At 72.3% G+C, this 18930-nt stretch carries 16 protein-coding genes, 1 pseudogene and 1 CRISPR repeat array; of the genes and pseudogenes, 10 read left to right on the top strand and 7 right to left on the bottom strand.

Going from position 1 to position 18930, the window contains the following annotated elements; translation table 11 throughout:
- Positions 1-46: 46 nt before the first annotated feature.
- The gene (locus tag ACFRAR_RS29785) at positions 47-691 is read right to left on the bottom strand and encodes a transglycosylase family protein (RefSeq protein WP_380701756.1); all 645 of its coding nucleotides are present in this window, start codon (positions 689-691) and stop codon (positions 47-49) included.
- A 403-nt stretch (positions 692-1094) separates the two neighbouring features.
- Positions 1095-1757, bottom strand: coding sequence for an ArsR/SmtB family transcription factor (locus ACFRAR_RS29790; protein ID WP_380701758.1), 663 nt, complete (start codon positions 1755-1757; stop codon positions 1095-1097).
- A 190-nt stretch (positions 1758-1947) separates the two neighbouring features.
- Between ACFRAR_RS29790 and ACFRAR_RS29795 the strand changes: the two genes are divergently transcribed.
- The 6 genes from ACFRAR_RS29795 to ACFRAR_RS29820 all read left to right on the top strand — a co-directional run bounded on the left by ACFRAR_RS29795 (position 1948) and on the right by ACFRAR_RS29820 (position 10038).
- Complete coding sequence (locus ACFRAR_RS29795; protein ID WP_380701760.1) at positions 1948-3315, top strand: MFS transporter; 1368 nt, start codon at positions 1948-1950, stop codon at positions 3313-3315.
- A 167-nt stretch (positions 3316-3482) separates the two neighbouring features.
- Positions 3483-5078: a purple acid phosphatase family protein gene (locus tag ACFRAR_RS29800; RefSeq protein ID WP_380701762.1), complete on the top strand. Its 1596-nt coding sequence runs from the start codon at positions 3483-3485 to the stop codon at positions 5076-5078.
- Between the two features lie 162 nt (positions 5079-5240).
- Positions 5241-6830, top strand: a complete 1590-nt coding sequence (locus ACFRAR_RS29805) for a purple acid phosphatase family protein (protein WP_380701764.1) — start codon at positions 5241-5243, stop codon at positions 6828-6830.
- 127 nt (positions 6831-6957) lie between these two features.
- On the top strand, positions 6958-7752 hold the full coding sequence (locus ACFRAR_RS29810) for an MBL fold metallo-hydrolase (RefSeq protein WP_380701766.1): 795 nt from the start codon (positions 6958-6960) through the stop codon (positions 7750-7752).
- 134 nt (positions 7753-7886) lie between these two features.
- Positions 7887-8795, top strand: a complete 909-nt coding sequence (locus tag ACFRAR_RS29815) for a phosphorothioated DNA-binding restriction endonuclease (RefSeq protein ID WP_380701768.1) — start codon at positions 7887-7889, stop codon at positions 8793-8795.
- Positions 8796-8925: 130 nt separating this feature from the next.
- On the top strand, positions 8926-10038 hold the full coding sequence (locus ACFRAR_RS29820; RefSeq protein ID WP_380701770.1) for a tetratricopeptide repeat protein: 1113 nt from the start codon (positions 8926-8928) through the stop codon (positions 10036-10038).
- Between the two features lie 7 nt (positions 10039-10045).
- Here ACFRAR_RS29820 and ACFRAR_RS29825 read toward each other — a convergent pair whose 3' ends face one another.
- A complete protein-coding gene (locus tag ACFRAR_RS29825) occupies positions 10046-10399 on the bottom strand; it encodes a hypothetical protein (protein WP_380701772.1) in 354 nt (117 codons plus the stop codon).
- Positions 10400-10550: 151 nt separating this feature from the next.
- Between ACFRAR_RS29825 and ACFRAR_RS29830 the strand changes: the two genes are divergently transcribed.
- Entirely contained in the window at positions 10551-11402 is an 852-nt protein-coding gene (locus ACFRAR_RS29830) for a helix-turn-helix domain-containing protein (RefSeq protein WP_380701806.1), read from the top strand.
- Between the two features lie 11 nt (positions 11403-11413).
- Positions 11414-11611: a DUF397 domain-containing protein gene (locus ACFRAR_RS29835; RefSeq protein WP_380701774.1), complete on the top strand. Its 198-nt coding sequence runs from the start codon at positions 11414-11416 to the stop codon at positions 11609-11611.
- 781 nt (positions 11612-12392) lie between these two features.
- On the opposite strand, the pseudogene ACFRAR_RS29840 reads toward ACFRAR_RS29835, so the two are convergent.
- Positions 12393-13001 (bottom strand): annotated as a pseudogene (locus tag ACFRAR_RS29840) (DUF5701 family protein).
- Positions 13002-13174: 173 nt separating this feature from the next.
- On the opposite strand from ACFRAR_RS29840, the gene ACFRAR_RS29845 reads away from it, so the two are divergent.
- Positions 13175-13468, top strand: coding sequence for a DUF1330 domain-containing protein (locus ACFRAR_RS29845; RefSeq protein WP_380701776.1), 294 nt, complete (start codon positions 13175-13177; stop codon positions 13466-13468).
- 238 nt (positions 13469-13706) lie between these two features.
- Positions 13707-14650: a CRISPR direct-repeat array (repeat unit 29 nt; unit sequence CGGCTGACCCCCGCGAGTGCGGGGAGGAC).
- 673 nt (positions 14651-15323) lie between these two features.
- Here the strand turns inward: ACFRAR_RS29845 and ACFRAR_RS29850 are convergent.
- Entirely contained in the window at positions 15324-15947 is a 624-nt protein-coding gene (locus ACFRAR_RS29850; protein ID WP_380701778.1) for a TetR/AcrR family transcriptional regulator, read from the bottom strand.
- A 58-nt stretch (positions 15948-16005) separates the two neighbouring features.
- Between ACFRAR_RS29850 and ACFRAR_RS29855 the strand changes: the two genes are divergently transcribed.
- Entirely contained in the window at positions 16006-16905 is a 900-nt protein-coding gene (locus ACFRAR_RS29855; protein WP_380701780.1) for an alpha/beta fold hydrolase, read from the top strand.
- Positions 16906-17038: 133 nt separating this feature from the next.
- On the opposite strand, the gene ACFRAR_RS29860 is transcribed toward ACFRAR_RS29855, so the two are convergent.
- Positions 17039-17722: a sirohydrochlorin chelatase gene (locus ACFRAR_RS29860; protein ID WP_380701782.1), complete on the bottom strand. Its 684-nt coding sequence runs from the start codon at positions 17720-17722 to the stop codon at positions 17039-17041.
- An 11-nt stretch (positions 17723-17733) separates the two neighbouring features.
- Positions 17734-18855 (bottom strand): uroporphyrinogen-III synthase, encoded by a 1122-nt coding sequence (locus ACFRAR_RS29865; RefSeq protein WP_380701784.1) that lies wholly within the window; start codon positions 18853-18855, stop codon positions 17734-17736.
- Between the last annotated feature and the right edge of the window lie 75 nt (positions 18856-18930).

Genomic DNA, 18930 nt, shown 5'->3' on the forward strand with positions numbered 1-18930 from the left:
GCGCTGGGGAGGGCGCGGGCGGCGGCGGGGTGGGGGACGGGGGCGGTCAGGACGGGAGGTCGAGGACCTGGCCGGGCAGGATCAGGTTCGGGTCCTCGCCGATGGTCTCGCGGTTGAGGTCGTAGAGCGCGGGCCAGCCGCCGGCGATGTCGAGGCGCTCGGCGAGGTCGTCCAGGGTGTCGTTCTTCCGGACGGTCCAGGTGCCGTCCTCCTCATCGGTGACGGCCGCGGCGTGGTGCGCGGTGTGGTGGGACCCGGCGTGGTGGGGAGCGGCCGGGGGAGGCGGGGCGGCCTCGCGGCCCTGGCCGTGGGCGGCGCGGGCGCCGCAGGCGGGCCAGGGGGAGAGCCCGCGGCGGTCGGCGAGGCGCTCGGCAACGGCGATCTGGTCCTCGCGGGTGGCGAGGTCGGCTCGCGGGGCGTAGTCGAGGCCGCCGTTCTCGCGCCAGGTCGGCTGGTCGAACTGGAGGCCGCCGTAGTAACCGTTGCCGGTGTTGACGCGCCAGTTACCGCTGCTTTCGCAGTCCGCCACGCGGTCCCAGTCGTACCGGCCGCCGTCCGCCCTTCCGGGGTCGGACCCGCCGTCGCGGCCTGGTGGTGCGGCGTGGGCCGCTGGGGCGGCGGCGAGGGCCACGGTCAGGGCGCAGAGCGCGGTCGGGACGATGCGGCGCAGGTGGGGGGCGGTGGGAGGCATGGGCGGCTCTCAGGCTGGGGGACAGGACTGGCGCCGTCCGCGGACGGCGCACTCCCACCCATGCACGTCGGGTCGGGCGATCCGGCGGCGACACGTCCGACAGGTCACCCGGGCGGCGGCCCGGTACCACCCCGGCGGCCCGCGGCCGATCGGCCGTCACCCTCGTCATCCGCCCCCGACAGCCGTCGACCGGGCCGGCCACCGGGCGTCGCACGCGCCGGGCGCAGGGCACACGCGCGGGCCGTGCGCGAGCGGGCGGACTGCGGCCGGAGTACGGGCCGGGGCACGGGTCGGGCGCACCGCCGGCGCCCGACCGGCCGCACCGGGGAGTGTCCCCGGAGGTCGGTGGCAGCCCTCTTCGGGGGTCTGATCAAGCGTCAACTGTGAGGGGTCACGCTGAAGTTCAGATCCCGGAGGCTACCGGGAGGTCCGCCAGCCGCCACTCCAGCATGCCGTCGTTGAGCCTGACCGCCCGGAGCCCGCGGGCGGTGAGCAGCCGGACCGCGTCGTACGCCAGGACGCAGTACTCGCCGCGGCAGTAGACGACCACCTCGGTGTCGGCGGGCAGCTCGTCCAGCCGCTCGGTCAGCTCGTCGACCGGGATGGAGAGCGCGCCGGGGATGTGTCCGGCCAGGTACTCCTCCGCCGGGCGCACGTCCAGCACCACCACCTCGCCGGCTTCGGCGCGGCTGCGCAGCTCGTCGTGGCCGACCTCCCGGGCGCCGTCGTCCCCCAGGTAGGCGTCGAGGGCGGGCGGCACCGAGGCCTGGTGGCGCTCGGCGACCTTGCGCAGCAGGGCGAGCAGCTCGCCGACGTCCGGGCCGGAGAGCCGGTAGTGGATGCGGACGCCCTCGCGGCGGGTGGCGACGAAGCCGGCCTGCTTGAGCGCCTGGAGGTGGGCGGAGGCGGTGGTCAGGTTCAGTCCGGCGGCCTTGGCCAGGGCGTCCACGGTGCGCTCGCCCTGGGCGAGCAGGTCGAGCAGCTCCAGCCGCTTTCCGCTGGCCAGGGCCTTGCCGCTGGCCGCGAACGCGTCGTAGAGCCGGGCCTTCGCCTCGGTCTTGGCCATCGTGGGTGCCTCCGTTCGACGGCCGTCGGGCCGCATCGTCCAAGGTTCCATGGAATAGCGTACCGGCGCCCGACGTGATCACGGGTTCGAGCTCGGCGGCCATCTTCCATAAATCCATGGAATATTGTTGGTGGCGCGCCGGCTGCCGCGACCAGGCACCGGCCGCACCCTCGTCGTCACAGGAGGACCGATGAACACAGCGACCCCGGAGGCGTCTGGCCAGGAGGCGTCCGACCGGCAGGCGTCCGGCCAGGAGACGGCCGGCCCGGCTCGGCCGGTCCGTCGCCCGGCTCGCCCGGTGCGGCTCGGCCTGCGGGAGAACCGGCTCCAGTTCACCCTGCTGGTCGTGGTCACCGCCACCGTCGGCGGCCTGGTCGGGCTGGAGCGCACCACCGTGCCGCTGATCGGCTCCGAGGTCTTCCACCTCGCCAGCGACCTCGCCGTCTTCTCCTTCATCATCGCCTTCGGCGTCACCAAGGCCCTGACCAACCTCGCCGCCGGGGCGCTGACCGCCCGCTTCCGCCGCAAGCAGCTGCTCGTGGCGGGCTGGCTCGTCGGCATTCCGGTCCCCTTCGCCCTCGCCTGGGCGCCGTCCTGGGGCTGGATCGTGGCCGCCAACGTGCTGCTCGGCATCAACCAGGGCCTCACCTGGTCGATGACCGTCAACATGAAGATCGACCTGGTCGGCCCGGCGCGGCGCGGGCTCGCCACCGGCCTCAACGAGGCGGCCGGCTACGCCTCGCTCGGCGCGACCGCGCTGATCACCGGCTACCTCGCCACCTCGTACGGGCTCCGGCCGACGCCCGAGCTGATCGGCGTCGTCTTCCTCGTCGCCGGACTCGCGCTCTCCCTGGTCGTCCGCGACACGGCGGCGCACGTCGCGCTGGAGCTCGCCCAGCACCGCGAGCGCGCGCCCGGGAAGTCGCCCGGGGAGCTGACCGGGGAGCCGCCGGGGGAGCCGGCAGGTCTCTGGCAGACCTTCCTGCACACCTCCTGGAAGGACCGCTCGCTGCGCGGCGCCAGCCAGGCCGGCCTGGTGAACAACCTCAACGACGGCCTCACCTGGGGCGTCTTCCCGCTGCTGTTCACCGACCACGGACTGGGCCTCGCCGCGATCGGCCTGATCAAGGGGCTGTACCCGCTGCTCTGGGGCTTCGGCCAGATCCCCACCGGCCACCTGGCCGACCGGATGGGCCGCAAGCCGCTGATCGTCACCGGCATGCTGGTGCAGGCCGTCGGCCTGGGCCTCGCCCTGCCGCTGCTCGACCGGCCGCTCCTGGCCGGCATCGCCTCGGCGGTGCTGCTCGGGCTCGGCACCGCGATGGTCTACCCGGCGCTGATCGCCTCCGTCTCCGACCACGCCCACCCCGGCCGGCGCGCCAACGCCCTCGGCACCTACCGGTTCTGGCGCGACATCGGCTACGCGGCCGGGGCCCTGCTGGCCGGTGTGCTCGCCGACGCGCTCGGCCTGGGCGCCACCATCGTGGCGGCGGCCGTGCTCACCGCGGCCTCCGGGCTGCTCGCCGCCCGGCTGATCAGGGAGAAGGCCTCCGGCTGAGTCCCCGACCGGGGCCGGATGCCGACGGCCCGAAGGCCGTGTACCGAGGGTTCCCGGACATCCGCCGTTCCGCTGTCGTTCGCCGTCCGCACGGCTCGGTGTGATCCGGCCGTGCGGTTCGGCTGGGAGCCTCCTGGGCGATCCCCCGAGCCCAGGAGGCGGCAGTGGTGGCACAACCTTCTCGCAGAACGGTCCTTCGCACGGGGACGGCGGTCGGCGCGCTCGCCGCGCTGCCCGCGTCCACCCTGCTGTGGACGCAGCCCGCGGTGGCCGGCACCCCCGGCCCGGAGCAGATCCACCTCCAGTGGGGCCGTGAGCCCTCCCGCGAGATGACCGTCTCCTGGGCCACGGCCGCCTCGGTCAGCCGTCCCCGGGTCCGGATCGGAACCCCGCGCGGCGGCGCCGGCCGCACCGTCGACGCGCGCAGCCGCAGCTACGTCGACGGCCTCAACAAGGTCGAGACCTTCACCCACCACGCCCGCCTGGACGGCCTGCGCCCCGACACCACCTACGTCTACGAGGTGCTGCACGACGGCACCCAGCCGGTGCGCGGCACCTTCCGCACCGCCCCGGCGCGCGGCCGCGCCGCGTTCCGCTTCACCAGCTTCGGCGACCTCGGCACCGGCGACAACGTGTTCAAGAAGTCGTCCGTCCACGGCGCCGCCGCCGTCCGGCAGGTCGAGCAGTTCAACCCGCTGTTCCACCTGCTCAACGGCGACCTCGCGTACGCCAACAACAACCCGCAGCTCCAGCCGCAGGCCTGGAACGCGTTCATGAACAACATGGCCAGGTCGGCGGCCAACCGCCCGTGGATGCCCACCCCCGGCAACCACGAGGTCGAGGCCGGCGGCGGCGACCTCGGCTACGCCTCGTACCTCACCCGCTTCGAGCTGCCGGACAACGGCACCCGCGACCACTGTGGCAACTGGTACGGCTTCCAGGTCGGTTCGGTGCTCTTCGTGAGCCTGGACGGCAACGAGATCGCGGTCGAGGACGACGCCAGCATCGACCCGGCCACCGGGCAGTCCGTCTACATCAGCGGCTACAGCGAGGGCGCCCAACTCCGCTGGCTGGACCGCCTGCTGTCGCGCGCCCGGGCCGGCCGAACGGTGGACTGGATCGTGGTCTACCTGCACCAGTTCGCGATGTCCACCTCGGCCGCCAGCCACGGTGGCGACATGGGCATCCGGGAGAAGCTGCTGCCGCTGCTCGACCGCCACAGCGTCGACCTCGTCCTGGCGGGCCACGACCACGACTACGAGCGCACCCACCCCGTGCGCGGCACCGCCCCCGGCGGTCTGCTCACCCCGGCCGTCGCCGCCGACGACCTGCGGCAGATCGACACCTCCGAGGGCACCGTCCACCTCATCCTGGGCGGCGGCGGCACCGCCGGGCACGACGACGTCTACCTGCCCGCCGGCGCCGACGGCGTCCGCGAGGGCTTCGTCCGCACCCAGCGCCTCACCTACAAGGCCGACCCGGACGCCAAGGAGAAGGCCCACTGGTCGGCGGTCACCGACCCGGACACCGAATACCCGTACGGCGTCGCGGTGTTCGACGTCGACCCGGGCCTGCTGCCCGGCGGCCGCACCACCATCACCGTCAGCTACTACCACTCGGTGCCGGCCACCGCCGCCAACCCGCTCCCGACGCCGGTGCTGTACGACCGCTTCACGCTCTACCGCGACCGCAGCGACGGCTGGGCGGACGACGACGACCAGGGCGAGGACGAGAACAGCCGACTGGCCGCCGCCCGACGGTAGTCGACGGCGATGAGGCCCGCCGCGCCGCTCGGCGCGGCGGGCTCCGGCGTTCTCGGGGCCTCCCGTTCTCTTCAACTCGCCTCCGACAGAGGGGAGTCGAACGGTCGCCCGGTGATGCCGAACCCCTTGTCAAAGGTTAGGGAAGTTTCCTAACTTGATGTCATGTCCGAGAACGAGTCCGAGACCAAGACCTCCCGGCCCTCCCGACGTGACCTCCTCCGAGCCGGCACGGCGGGCGGAGCGGCCCTCGCGGCCGGCGGCCTCCTGCTGCCCGGTACCGCGCTGGCCGCCCCGGCGCTCCCCGCCACCCCGACCGCCCTCTCCGCCCCGACCGTCCCCGTGCCTCGCGGTGAACGCACCGCCGGGTCGGCGCTGCGGCCCTTCGGCCGACACCTCGCCTTCGGGGCCGACCCCTCCCGGCAGGTCGTCGTCTCCTGGCAGGTGCCGGACGCGGTGACCGCCCCCTTCGTCCGGCTCGGTGTCCAGCCCGGTGACTTCGGCGCCCCGATCGCGGCCGAGGTCCGCGCGCTGGTCAGCAAGCTCTCCTGGCAGCACCCGGTCGAGGACCAGCCCCTGGTCAAGCCCACCACCGTCACCCAGTACTACCTGCACGCTCGGCTGGACCAGCTGATCCCGGACACCACCTACTACTACGTCGTGGGCCACCAGGGCCACGACCCGGCCGGCCAGGGCGCCCGGCTCGGCGACGTGGCGAGCTTCCGCACCGCGCCCGCCCCCGGCCGCGGCGCCGGGTTCACCTTCACGGCCTTCGGCGACCAGGGCATCGGGTACAACGCGGCCGCCACCGGCAACCTGATCGCCGGACTCGACCCCGCCTTCCACCTCCACATGGGCGACCTCTCATACGCCAACGCCGGCGGCAGCGGCAAGACCAGCGACGCGTACGACGCCCGCCTCTGGGACTCCTTCTTCGTGCAGAACGACCCCGTCGCCTCCCGGACCCCGTGGATGCCGGCGATCGGCAACCACGAGATGGAGCCGTGGTACGGGACCGACGGCTACGGGGGCATGCGCGCCCGGTTCACGACTCCCGACAACGCCTGGAACCAGTCCACCGGCATCTACTCCTGGCAGTACCAGAACGTCGGCCTGATCAGCCTCGACGGCAACGACGTCTGCTTCAACACCCCGGCCAACCTCGACCACACCAAGGGCAAGCAGAAGAAGTGGCTGGAGAGCCGGCTCGCCGCGCTGCGCGCCGACTCCGGCATCGACTTCATCGTCGTCTACCTGCACCAGTGCACCTACTCCACCTGCCACGACAACGGGGCCGAACTCGGCGCGCAACAGGACTGGGCCCCCTTGTTCGACAAGTACCAGGTGGACCTGGTGCTCAGCGGCCACAACCACGTCTACGAGCGGACCGATCCCATCCGGGCCGGCAAGGCGACCCGCAAGGTCGCCTCCGGCGACACCGTGAACCCGGTGAAGGACGGCACCACCTACGTCGTCGCGGGCGGTGGCGGCGGCGGGCTCTACTCCTTCCCGGCCGCCGACACCTACCTCGGGCACGAGACCGCCAACGACAAGTCCGTCCCCATGGTGGTCGCCGACCGGAGCGGGCAGAACCAGACGGTCAAGGTCACCTGGTCCAGGGTCCGTTACACCGGCTACTGCCTGGTCGCGGTCGACGTGGCCCCCGCCGTCGCCGGCAGGCCCGCCCGGATGGAGGTGCGCTCGCTCACCGAGGACGGCACGGCGGTGGACCGGGTCACCGTGCAGCGGGGCTGACGCCTCGGCGGACCCCTTCGCCCGTGCTCGGGAATCCCCCGCCGCCGACGGCGGTTGCAGCCGACGGCCCACGAACGGCTGTCCGGTTCGGTGCGGGCCCACGACGATCGGCTATGGGAGGGCGAACGTGAAGATCGGCGACATCGAGGTTCTGGCGGTCATGGACGGGGAGGGCAGCGAGGTCGCCGCCGAGATCCTCACCCGTCCCGGCGTCGACGACCCGTGGGCCTGCCACGGCCACCACCGGGACGCGGACGGGAGCCTCGAACTGCCCCTGGGCGGCTTCCTCGTACGCAGCGGGGAGCGGACCGTCCTGGTCGACGCCGGAATCGGGCCGTTCGACGACGGGAAGTACCGCGGGGGCCGGTTGCTCGACTCGCTCGCCGCCCACGGTGTCGCCCCCGGCGACGTGACCGATGTGCTCTTCACCCACCTGCACTTCGACCACATCGGCTGGGCGGCCGTCGACGGCCGGCCCGTCTTCCCCCGTGCCACCTACCGCGCCCACCGTGCCGACTGGGAGCACTTCGTGACGGGCGACACCGCCTGGCCCCAGGCGGTCGACAAGCTCACCCCGCTCGGCAGCCAACTGGAGCTGTTCGAAGGCGACTTCACTCCCGTTCCCGGTGTCGACGCCCTCCACCTGCCCGGCCACACCCCCGGCACGACCGTGTACGTGGTCTCCTCCGGCGGGCGCCGCGCCCTGCTGCTCGGGGACGTGGCCCACTCGGTGGTCCAGTTCAGCGAGCGCGACTGGCAGGTGGTCTGGGACATCGACCCCGCCGCCGCCTCCGCCGTGCGCAACCGCATCGCCGACGAGGCCGCCGACACGGACGACCTGCTGGTCGCCTCGCACTTCCCCGGCATGCGCTTCGGCCGCATCATCGCCGGGGACGGCGACCGGCGATTCGTCGCCGTCTGACCAGCCGTATCTCCGTTGCTGCCGTGCCTTGGGAGCTCCTCTGCGCGGGAAGTCGGGCGGGCCGACTTTCCGCGCAGAGGATCGGGCGGTGGGTGCGGGCACTTCAGCGCACCGCACGGCCTACGCTGACGGGCATGGACTGGCTCGATCGGGTGGCGGGGCTGAAGCGTTGGACGAAGCACGGCGTGCGCGCGCCGCACAAGCCGTTGCTGCTGTTGTACGCGCTGGGCAGCTACCAGCAGGATACGGCGTACGAACTGCGGTACAGCGCCGTGGAGGAGGAGTTGAAGCGGCTGCTGGCCGAGTACGGCCCGGCGAACCCGACGACCCCGGCGTACCCGTTCCACCACCTGGTCAACGACGGGGTGTGGGAGGTGTGGACCGCTGCCGGGCCGGGCAGCCCCGGCAGCGGGATCGGGGTGCTCCGGTCGAGCGGGGCCACCGGGCGGCTGGCCCCCGGTCTGCGGATGGCGCTCGGCGAGGAGCCGGCGCTGCTGGGGCGGATGGCCAGGGTGCTGCTGGACGCGCACTTCCCGGCGTCGCTGCACGCCGACCTCTGCGAGGCGGTCGGCCTGGATCCGGAGCAGGCCGGGACCGGGGCCGCCGTGGTGGCCCGGCGGCAGCGGGACCGGCGCATGCGTGAACAGATACTCACCGCCTATGAGTTCCAGTGCGCCTTCTGCGGCTACGACGGGGCCATCGGGGGGAGCACGGTCGGGCTGGAGGCCGCGCACGTGCGGTGGTGGTCGCACGAGGGGCCGGACGAGGTCGACAACGGGCTGTGCCTGTGCTCGCTGCACCACAAGCTGTTCGACAAGGGCGTGTTGGGGTTGGGGGAGGGGCACCGCATCCTCGTGTCGCGACGTTTCGTCGGCCGCAGCGAAGCCAGTCGGCGGCACGTCCTGGACCTGTCCGGGCGCCCGGTCCTCGGCCCGCAGCGGGGCCTTCCGCCGGTCGCGGACCGGCACCGGGAGTGGCACACGCGGCAGGTGTTCCACGGCGAGGCGCGCGAGGCGGCGGACCGGCTTGTCAGTGCCGGGTGAGACGGTGGGGAACCCGGGTGGGCCACGCGGGGAGCACGAGGCTGGATAGCACGAAGCCGGGGAACGCGAGGCTGGGGAGCACGAGGCTGGATAGCGCGAGGCCGGGGAACGCGAGGCTGGGGAGGTCCGGGTGAACAGTGAGCCGAGCATCTACTGGGATCCGCAGTACCGGGGGGACGGCACGCGCCCCGAAGTCCTGGCGTTCTTCGAGCAGTTCGTCGTCGCACCGGACGGGGAGGGGCTGGCCACCCTGAAGGACCTGGCGCTGTCGGCCGACGCGCCGGCGGGGGGCGTGGTGGTGGGGGACCTGCACGCGTTGGCGTCGGCCTACCTCGTCACGGGGCAATTCGACGAGGCCGTACCGGTGTTGGAGTTCCTGGCGGACGAGGGGGTGGAGGACCCTGCCGTGCGGTGCGACCTCGCCAACGTGTACATCCGCATCGGCAGCGTGGACCGGGCGGCGCGGGAACTGGAGCGCGTCCTCGCGGCCCACCCCGGGCACGTAGCGGCCGAGCGGCAGCTCGTCGACGTCCAGGCCTGGCTGCGGTGGCATGAGGCGGGAGTGGAACTCCTGCGGCAGCAGGCGGGATTGCTCGCCGCACTGGCCGCCGCCGACGACGCCGGAGCGACGGAGTACCTTGCCCTGGCGAGGGTGCTGTACCAGCTGGCGGCGGTCCCGCGCAGCGGTGTGGACTGGCCGGACGTGGTGAGTGCCCTGGAGCGGGCCTGTGATCTCCATCCCGGTCACGAACAGGCGCTGGAGCTCCTCGTGGCGGCGGCTCACCACGCGGGAGCCGAGGCGCAGTGGCACCGGGCGCTGCTGGCGCTGGAGGAGGCCGCTCCCGGATCCGAACACCTCGGCCAGTGGCGGTCGGTCCCACCCGCCGTCGAGCCGAACCCCGACCGGCTGCTCGCCGTGGCCGCCGACCCGGCGGAGGTCCACGGCGCGGTTCGGGAGCTTCGGTCGCTGTACCGGAGGAGCCCCAACAACCCGGACGTGCTGCGCTGCGTGGTGCAGGCGGAGGTCAGCGCCGGGAACGCGGCCGAGGCCTTGTGGCCGGCCGAGAGCCTGGCCGCTGTCGAGGGGCTCGACTTCTACGGGCACGGAGCGCTGGCGATGGTCTACGGGATGGTCGGGGACCGGCGGGCTCGGGAGCACGTCGCCGCGGCGTTGGAGCTCGCGCCGGACGCGGCGGCGGGGGCCGAGTTCCTGGCGCAGTACGACCGGTTGGGCGAGGGGTGATCCGGCGTCAGGCGGCTTTGGCGCGGTCCGTGGCGGCGGCGGTCGGTTGGGCGAGCCAGACCAGGCGGGCGGTGATCCCCGGCTGGCGGGAGAAGTGGTGGACGGCCCGTTCGGGGGAGGTGAGGGTCATCCGGGTGTACCCGTCGATGCCGGTGATGTAGGTCGAGCCGCTGTCGTCGGCGAATCCCCAGGCGGCGACCCACCCGTCGGCGTCCGCGAGGCCTTCGCCGCACACCTGGACGATGGCGAAGAGCCGGGGCGCGGTGTCGAGCACGAGCCCGCACAACTCCTGGTCGAAGGCCGCGTCGGTGGACGGCCGAGGCGTGGCGGGGAGGGAACTTTGCGTGGGCACAGCAGTCATGGAAGTCTCCTGCCTTGAGGCCTGGGTGAGCCAACGGTCAGCACTCTTGGTAACTGACTTGCGTCATACCGTAGCGCTGTCGTGGCATAATTTCCACGAAGTCCACTGAACACTTGCCATATCACTCGGGACAGTGAACGAGGAGATCGCGATGGCATCGAGCGATGTACCGACGTTGCGGCAGCAGCGTCTTGGGTTTGAGCTGCGCAAACTCCGAGAGAGCGCCGGGCTCACCTCAACTGCCGCCGCCAACCGGGTCGGAGTGCAGCAGGCCCACATGAGTCGGATCGAAGCAGGCCGGTACGGGGTGAGCGCGGAGCGCGTCCGCGCGTTTGCTCGCGCGTACGCCTGTACGGACCAGAACCTGATCGACGCCCTTGCGGGCATGACCGGAAGGCGAGTTCGAGGCTGGTGGGAGGAGTATCGCGACATCCTGCCGCCGAACATGCTCGATCTTGCCGAAATGGAACACCATGCCACCGCGATGCGAATCGCCTCGGTCATTCACATCCCCGGACTGCTCCAGACAGCCGATCAGGCGCGCACGGTGGCCAGCAACGCCGTGCCGCCCCTGGCGCCACACGAAGTGGAGCACCGGGTGTCGTACCGGATCAAACGACAGGTTGCCATCTATGGCCCGAAGGCAATCCCTCTGACGGCGATCGTTCACGAAGCGGCACTGCGGATGGGGTTCGGCGGGCCGGCTGTGGCCCGCGCACAGCACCGTCATCTCATCGAGGTGAGCACCCGCGAAAACATCTCGGTGCTTGTGATCCCCTTCGGCTCCGGCACGCTCCCGGGCTCCGGGCAGTCCATCGTCTACTGTTCCGCGAGCATGCCCCAGCTCGATACCGTTCAGCTTGATACGTATCACGGCTCCGAGTTCCTCGATGCGCAAGCGCAGCTGGTGAAGTACCAGAAGGTTCTGGACCTCATGGAAGCCTGCGCCCTCAGCCCCGCGAAGTCGCGTGATCTCATTGCCCGTATCGAGAAGGACACCTGAGAGGAATCGCCATGGCAGCTCTCAACTGGCAGAAGTCCAGTTACAGTTCCGAGTCGGTCAACTGCGTTTTCGTCGCGGCGGTACCCGACGGCACCGTCGCGATCCGCGAGAGCGATGATCCCGACGTCATCATCACCACACAGCCCGACAAGCTCCGCGCCCTCCTACGTGGCGTCAAGGCCGGGGAGTTCGACCACCTGACGCCATAGGCCAGCCGCTCGTGGCGACGGGCCCGCCGTGCTGGCGGGCCCCCTATTGGCCTCGCGTGTGCGGGGAGAATGAGGCCCACGCGGCCTCCCGCGCCCTGCACCCCGGCTGACCCCCACGAGTGCGGGGAGGACCGCGTCGCCCTGGAGGTCGCCCGGCCCGAGTCCGGCTGACCCCCGCGAGTGCGGGGAGGACCTTCGCGACCTGGGGCGATGTGGTGGCTTTGCAATTCCTTTGTACGCGCGCGTAGCTGTTGAGGTGTCAAAGTGCTTGCGGAGCATCTTATGCGACCGTGCCGCATGCCTGGCGGGCGAGATGAACGTCCGCGCTTGCGCATCCGCCGTCGGCGGGCTGACTGGCGTGACTCGATAGCCTCCCTCTCCGCGCCCGGCATGCCAACACGTTCTCGAAGCGATGCCGGGTATCCCGTTGGAGCGAGCGGGCAGGCTCTCCCATGCCCCCGGACCGTCGAACAGGATCATCACCCGCGCCGCGAGAAGCATCGGAAGGCGCGAACCGCCGACTGTTCATCGCCCTGGCTGACGTTGCCGCCGAAGCGAGTTGGGGCCGAGACTGTCATAGGGCTGCGGGTCGGGCTCGCCTCCCCTGTGCGGGCTGGACGACCGGTTCGGACGCTCCATGGTCTGGTGCGAGTAGGTGCCGCGCGTCGAGGCCGGCCCGACGTGGTGGCCGGCGACTGGGCGTATTCCTTCCGTGTCAGGGGCCGGCCATGTGCTTCGATGGGAGAGTCGGCAGTCGCCTGGCGTGGCTTGAACTGCGGTGCTACATGGCCTGTTTGGCTGCGCGCGGCCGACGCCCCGCCCGGTCAGGGCTTCCTACAGCTCCGGAACCTGGTGGCCTCGTTGCGAAGGCGAAGCCCGGCGATGTGTGGCGGCTGCCCGCCCAGCGCCAACCGAACCTTGGGGGCGTTGCGGCACTCGCGGCCGTCGCGCCCGGAGCTGTTGCTGATCCACAGCGCCGGTGTGCGGGTGTCCAGGGCACTGTTGGCCTTGCGGAGTCGCGAGCCGGTGGTCATGAAGCAGTGGTTGTGCTCTGGGGTGGCGGGCTGTTGCAGCATCCAGTGGATGCCCTCGGTGAGCAGTAACTGGGCTCGGGCCTCCGCGGTGAGGGAGGGCAGAGCCTCGTTCGGGATCCAGTTGGCCATGTGGTCACCGCGGTTGATGTCGGTGAGGAGGCGGAGCGGAGCGTCGGGCACCACGACCGTGTCGAGGGGGTGAAGAGGCCGGCATCGGACAGGTCGGTGACGACGAAGCCGGGTTTGCCGTCATGGCGGAGCAGTGCACCGCCGCCCGTAGAGACTTCGGCAGTTGAGGCGAAGGCGCGAAGTTCGACGGCGGAGCGACCCGCCAACTCGTATAACCCCAGACCGATATGGCTTGGCTTGTGCGCTGTTCAGGATGCCGACCGCGAGTTCCTCGCCGTGGCCGCCTGGTCGGCTGACCGGCGCGTTCTCCGAACAACCCTCTGGTGTACCGTCGTTGGGTACGATCGAACTGAATGACGTATTCGAAGTCAGATGTGCTTTTACGAACACTGGGGGTTCCGTGCCAAAGGGCTACTGGGTCAGTGTCTACCGCGCCATTTCAGACCCGGAGAAGCTGGCCGCCTACAACAAGCTGGCCAGTCTGGCCGTGCAGGCCGGGGGCGGGCGGGTCCTCGCCATTGACGGCCGGGTCGTCGCATACGAGGCCGGAATCGCCGAGCGCACCATCCTGATCGAGTTCGAGAGCTTCGAGCAGGCCGTCGCGGTGCGCGAGAGTGAGGCCTACCAGGAGGCGCTGGCCGCGCTCTCCGGCGGCGTCGAGCGCGACTTCCGCATCATCGAAGGCCTCGACTGACGGTCGGCGACCTGCCCGGCGTCCAGCTCCGACAGGCACCGCGACGGAGAGGAAGCACCACACCGCCGGGCAGGCACGCGGCCAGAGCGATCGGCCGGACCGTGGGATCGGACAGCACCTGGATGTTCCCGTCGTGGCGCTCGTGCCTGCCCGACCACCACAGGTCCGCGCCGTCGGGGCCGGGTGCGAGGAGCGGTCGGTGGCCGCGACGGTGTCGTCTGGGTTCAGCTGCGAGCAGCCTTGGAGCCCCGCGAGTGCGGGGAGAACTGGCTGCGAGTCGTCTCGGAGCCCGCGACCCTCGGCTGACCCCCGCGAGTGCGGGGAGAACCTGGACGGTGTGATGGAAGCGATCACCACCGTCGGCTGACCCCCGCGAGTGCGGGGAGGACAACTGGAAGTCACCGGCGGCCTCGACCGCGTGCGGCTGACCCCCGCGAGTGCGGGGAGGACACCCACGACAGCCCCGACCAGTACAAGACGTACGGCTGACCCCCGCGAGTGCGGGGAGGGCATCAAGGCCGGGGGCAGCGCCTACCTGGTCACCGGCTGACCCCCGCGAGTGCGGGGAGGACGAGTGGCAGCGGATGCACGCCGTCGCCACCGCCGGCTGACCCCCGCGAGTGCGGGGAGGACTCTCCCCTTGGTCGGTGGTCACCACGTGAGTTCGGCTGACCCCCGCGAGTGCGGGGAGGACCCGGCTGACGCCGTGGCGGGGATGAACCTCCCCGGCTGACCCCCGCGAGTGCGGGGAGGACTACACCCCCGACGCGGTGAGCGCGCCGCACTTCGGCTGACCCCCGCGAGTGCGGGGAGGACGCGGCCGGCCCCGCAGCTGGCCCTTGATCGAGCGGCTGACCCCCGCGAGTGCGGGGAGGACCTCGCGCTGCCCGGCGACGTGGAGCGCGTCTACGGCTGACCCCCGCGAGTGCGGGGAGGACCCGTAGTGACCCTTCCAGAAGGACACGCGGCCCGGCTGACCCCCGCGAGTGCGGGGAGGACTCCTGGTAGTCCGGACGCGCACCGAACCTCTGCGGCTGACCCCCGCGAGTGCGGGGAGGACGCGTCCTGGAACCCTCCCAGGGACGACCCGGCCGGCTGACCCCCGCGAGTGCGGGGAGGACATGGCGGCGCCCAGGATCCTGGCAGAGGCGAACGGCTGACCCCCGCGAGTGCGGGGAGGACCCTTCGTGACCTGGGGTGATGTGGTGGCTTTGCGACTTCTTTGCACGTCTGAACGTGTGCGTGGCTGTTGAGGTGTCAAAGTGCTTGCGGGGCATTCTAGGCGCCTGCGCCGCATGCCCGTAGGGCGAGGGGCATGTCCGCACCGAGGCAGGGCGCCACGAGGCGGCCGTGGATCGGCCGCGTCGATCGCTGTGAGGCCAGGAGGCCGCCTGCGCACGGAACGAGGAGCTGGTGCGGCTCGATCTCGGCGGGTTGTTCGCGTAAGCAGGCAAAGGCCGAGGGTTCGGCCCACGAACTTTCCTCCGGAGCCGTCCTGTTGGCAAAGGCTCGAATCCGGCCGGGTGCCGCGTCGACGTAGGAGGGGAGTCGTCGCACTCCCGCCTGAAACTGGTGGACCCTTCGCCGGCGGCTACCGGCACCCCCAACTGATCGCCTGAGGGGAGAACCGTGCAGGCGCCCGCCCGTGTTCGAGACCGTCACAACCTGGGATGCCGCTGCGGCGGTGCCGGGCGATATGGCGCCGCCCCTTCAGTCGCGCAGACTGACACCGGACGTTCGTGATCCGGGAACTCGCCGTGGCCCCGGACGGTCGGCGGCAGGTGATCGGTCGCGAGCTGCACACGGCCGTCGTCGAAGGGTCCCCGGCTGGGCGCGTCATGCGTTCCATGCTCCGCTAGTCGGTCTCGGTACCGCCTCGGCCGGGGAAGATCCGGCCCAGGTGGTACCGCAGCACCCCGGTCGCCTGTTCTGCGGTCCGCTGGTTGAGCAGGACGCTGAGGCCCAGGCCGGCGGAGACGGCCAGCAGGACGACGGCCTCCTGGCGGGGGTCGAGTCGCGGGTCGGCGGTTCCGGCTTGCTGGGCGGCGGTCAACTGCCCGACCAGGAAGGCTTCCATCTCGTTGGGGGCGGCCAGGAACTCCTGTCCTGCCAGCGCCGGGTCGGTGACGGAGAGCACCGCGTACTCGGTGTAGACGAGGTGGAAGGCGCGGCTCTCCTCGTCGGTGGGGACGGCCTCCCGTAGTACCGCCTCGATGATGCCGCGCGGGTCGCCCGAGGCGCCGCTCGCTCGCACCCGGTGCCGGACCCGCTCGCCCATGCGGGTGGCGAGGCGGGTCATGGCGGCGAGGAGCAACTGTTCCTTGGTGTCGAAGTAGTACTGCACCAGGCGCACGGAGACGCCCGCCTCCACCGCCACCGAGCGCATGGTGACGGAGTGCAGGCCGCTGCTCGCCGCCGAGCGGAGCAGGGCGTCGATGATGTGGGCCCGCCGCTCCTCGTGATCCACCAGCTTGGGCATCGGGTTCCTTCCGGATGTTTTTGTGGTACAACCATACCACCAACAAGGGGGAGTGATCATGACCAGGACCAGCGTCGGGCACTTCGTCAGTGAGGCGGCCCGGGTGAGGTTCCTCGCGGCGTACGACCGGGCGATGGAGCTGTGGCCGGGCCCGCGGCAGGAGTTCGACGTCGAGACCGCCTACGGGAGCGTCCATGTCCACCGCTACGGCCCGACGGCCGGCGGCGAGCCGATCGTGCTGCTGCACGGCCACGCCGGGCACCCGTCCAACTGGTACCCGCAGATCGCGGCGCTGGGCGAGCACCATCCGGTCTACGCGATCGACACCCTGGACGACCCGGGCCGCAGCGTGCAGCGCGTCGCCGCGCCGGGCTCGGCGGAGAACGCCGCGTGGCTGGGGGAGGTGCTGGCCGGTCTCGCCCTGGAGCGGGTGCACCTGGTAGGGGTGTCGTACGGGGGCTGGCTGGCGCTCAACCAGGCGATCCACGGGCCCGAGCGGCTGGCCTCGGTCGTGTCGCTCGATCCGGGCGGGATCGAGAAGGTGCCCGCCCGGTTCTACGTCCACATGGTCGCCGGCTTGTTCGGCATGCTGGCCCCGCGCCCGCTGCGCCCGGCGGTCGGGCGGCTGCTGGCGAACCCGGCGCTCAGCGCGCCGCGCGAGATGATCGCGCCGCTGATGCTGGCGATGCGGAGCTACAAGCCGGGCGCCCGCCCGCCGGCCCGGCCGTTCACGGACGAGGAGTTGGCGTCGGTCCGGCTGCCGGTGTCGGTCCTGGTGGGCCGGCGCAGCGCGCTGCTGCGGCCGCGCCAGGTGGTGGAGCGGGTCACGGCGCACATCCCGGGCGCGCGGGCGGAGATCGTCGAGAAGGCCGGGCACGGACTGAACCTGGAGCAGCCCGAGGCGGTCAACGCGAGGCTGCTCAGCTTCATCGGCGCTGTCGGAGAGGGCCGGTTGTAGGCATCGGCCGCGCGCCCGCCTGCGCGAGAAGTGCGAGAAGCGCGAGAGGCGTAAGAGGCAGGAGAAGCGGGAGAAGCGGGAGAAGCGCGAGAAGTCGGACGGGCCGACTTCTCACGCACCCCGGCGAGCGACATCACGCCGCCGACCGCATCGCCGTGGCCGCCCGGGCCTCGTCGTAGCGCCGCAGCACCAGCCGGGCGACGGCCGGGTGGGTGCCCAGCGGGGCGCCGGTCCAGGTGGCCGGGGTGGCGGCGGCGCGGCGGGCGAAGTGGCCGGGGGAGAGCAGGTAGGCGGCGAGGGCGACCTCGGGGTGTCCGGCGGCCACGAGGTCCGCGACCGCCTGGTGCGGGGTGGGGGCGGCCGCCGCGAGGTGGGCGGGGGTGACCGGGCGGCCGAGGCGGGCGGCCAGGAGGGATGCCATCCGGGTGGTGTCGGCGACGCCTGTCGGGTCGGAGGAGCCGGCGCCGGCCAGGACGACGGGGGCGTGCGGTGGGGCGCCTGCCTCGGCGAGGCGGTCCGCCAGCGCTTCGGCGAGCAGGCGGTGCGGGCCGAGGGCGGGGGCGAGGCGGCAGGGCGGCAGGCCGGCGGCCGCGAGGGCGGCGGGGAGGTCGACCCGCAGGTGGTGGCCGGTGGAGAGGAGGAGCGGGACCACGATCGGCCGCGCGGAGGCGAGTGGGGCGAGGGCTTCGGCGAGGGACGGCCGGGCGAGGTCCAGGAAGCAGCAGCGGAGCGGCAGTTCCGGACGGAGCGCGTGAACCAGGCGCAGCAGGGCGCGGGTCGAGGAGGCGGCGGCCGGGTCGCGGCTGCCGTGTGCCACGGCGAGCAGCATCAGTCCGCCGCCAGCCGGTAGCCGCGCTTGGGCACCGTGTGGATCAGTGTCGCGTGGGTGCCCAGGGCGGTTCGCAGTCGGCCGACCGCGGCCTCCACCGCGTGTTCGTCGGCGCCGGCCTCCGGCCAGGCGGCGCGCAGGAGTTCGGCGCGGCTGAGCACCCGGCCGGGCCGCTCCGCCAGGGCCCGTAGGACGGCGGCGCCGAGCGGGCTGAGCCAGTGGCTCTGGCCGTCGACCAGGGCGGCGTTTCCCTGGAGGGTCAACAGCCCGATGGGCAGGGGGACTTCGTTGCGGAAGCGGCCCGGCAGGGTGTCCTCGATCAGCCGGACCAGCGAGCCGAGCCGGCCGCGCTCGGGGTGGACGGCGGGCAGGCCGAGTTCGGTGAGCGGGCGGGCGCAGAGCGCGCCGACGCACACCGGCAGGACGTCCGCCCGCAGGGCGCCGAGCAGCGGCTCGTACAGGCCTTCGGCCTTCGCCGTGGCGAACAGCGCGGTGATCGCGGACGCGCTGGTGAAGGTGAGCGCGTGCAGTTGGCGCCGTGCGGTCTGGTCGAGCAGGCGGTGGACCGCCGTCGGGTCGTCCGGTGGTGCCCAGCGGTAGACCGGGACGGAGATCACCTCCGCGCCGCGCTCGCGCAGCGCCGCCTCGAAGGCGTCCGGCGGGACGCCGTGCTCCTGGACGGCGATCCGGCGCCCGGTCAGCGGGCGGGCGAGCAGCCAGGTGAGGATCTCGTCGGTGGCCTCGGTGGCGGGGGACCAGCCCTCGTCCAGTCCGCTGGCCCGGACCGCCCCGGTCTCCTTGGGCCCCCGGGTGAGCACCACCGCGCCGCGGCAGGCCTCGACGAGGGCGGCGGCCCGGCCCCAGCCCTCGGCGGCGCTCATCCAGCCGCGCCAGCCGACCCCGGTGGTGGCCACCACGTAGTCGAGCGGGGCGGACAGGCAGCGGTCGGTGGCCTCGCGCAGCGCGGAGTCGTCGGCGAGCGGCAGGATGCGCAGGACCGGGGCCTCGACCACCTGGGCGCCGCGCCGTCTGAGCAGCGCGATCAGCTCCTCCCGGCGGCGTGCGGCGGTGACGCCGACGGTGTACCCGGTGAGCGGCCCTGCTGGTGGGACGGTTGCCATGCCGGTCAGCCTCCGCCCGCCGTGTTACGGCAGTGTTGCCCGGCCGTCACCGACGGGTTAGCGAAACCGCCGCTG

Source organism: Kitasatospora sp. NPDC056651, assembly GCF_042792155.1.
In the GTDB taxonomy this organism is placed as follows: Bacteria; Actinomycetota; Actinomycetes; order Streptomycetales; family Streptomycetaceae; genus Kitasatospora.

Bases quoted from the DNA above. Each gene is read 5' to 3' on its own strand.
- ACFRAR_RS29815 (WP_380701768.1), top strand. From the start codon at position 7,887: ATGGACTGGCTCGATCGGGTGGCGGGGCTGAAGCGTTGGACGAAGCAC.
- ACFRAR_RS29795 (WP_380701760.1), top strand. From the start codon at position 1,948: ATGAACACAGCGACCCCGGAGGCGTCTGGCCAGGAGGCGTCCGACCGG.
- ACFRAR_RS29790 (WP_380701758.1), bottom strand. From the start codon at position 1,757: ATGGCCAAGACCGAGGCGAAGGCCCGGCTCTACGACGCGTTCGCGGCC.
- ACFRAR_RS29805 (WP_380701764.1), top strand. From the start codon at position 5,241: ATGTCCGAGAACGAGTCCGAGACCAAGACCTCCCGGCCCTCCCGACGT.
- ACFRAR_RS29835 (WP_380701774.1), top strand. From the start codon at position 11,414: ATGGCAGCTCTCAACTGGCAGAAGTCCAGTTACAGTTCCGAGTCGGTC.
- ACFRAR_RS29785 (WP_380701756.1), bottom strand. From the start codon at position 691: ATGCCTCCCACCGCCCCCCACCTGCGCCGCATCGTCCCGACCGCGCTC.
- ACFRAR_RS29850 (WP_380701778.1), bottom strand. From the start codon at position 15,947: ATGCCCAAGCTGGTGGATCACGAGGAGCGGCGGGCCCACATCATCGAC.
- ACFRAR_RS29855 (WP_380701780.1), top strand. From the start codon at position 16,006: ATGACCAGGACCAGCGTCGGGCACTTCGTCAGTGAGGCGGCCCGGGTG.
- ACFRAR_RS29830 (WP_380701806.1), top strand. From the start codon at position 10,551: ATGGCATCGAGCGATGTACCGACGTTGCGGCAGCAGCGTCTTGGGTTT.
- ACFRAR_RS29865 (WP_380701784.1), bottom strand. From the start codon at position 18,855: ATGGCAACCGTCCCACCAGCAGGGCCGCTCACCGGGTACACCGTCGGC.
- ACFRAR_RS29825 (WP_380701772.1), bottom strand. From the start codon at position 10,399: ATGACTGCTGTGCCCACGCAAAGTTCCCTCCCCGCCACGCCTCGGCCG.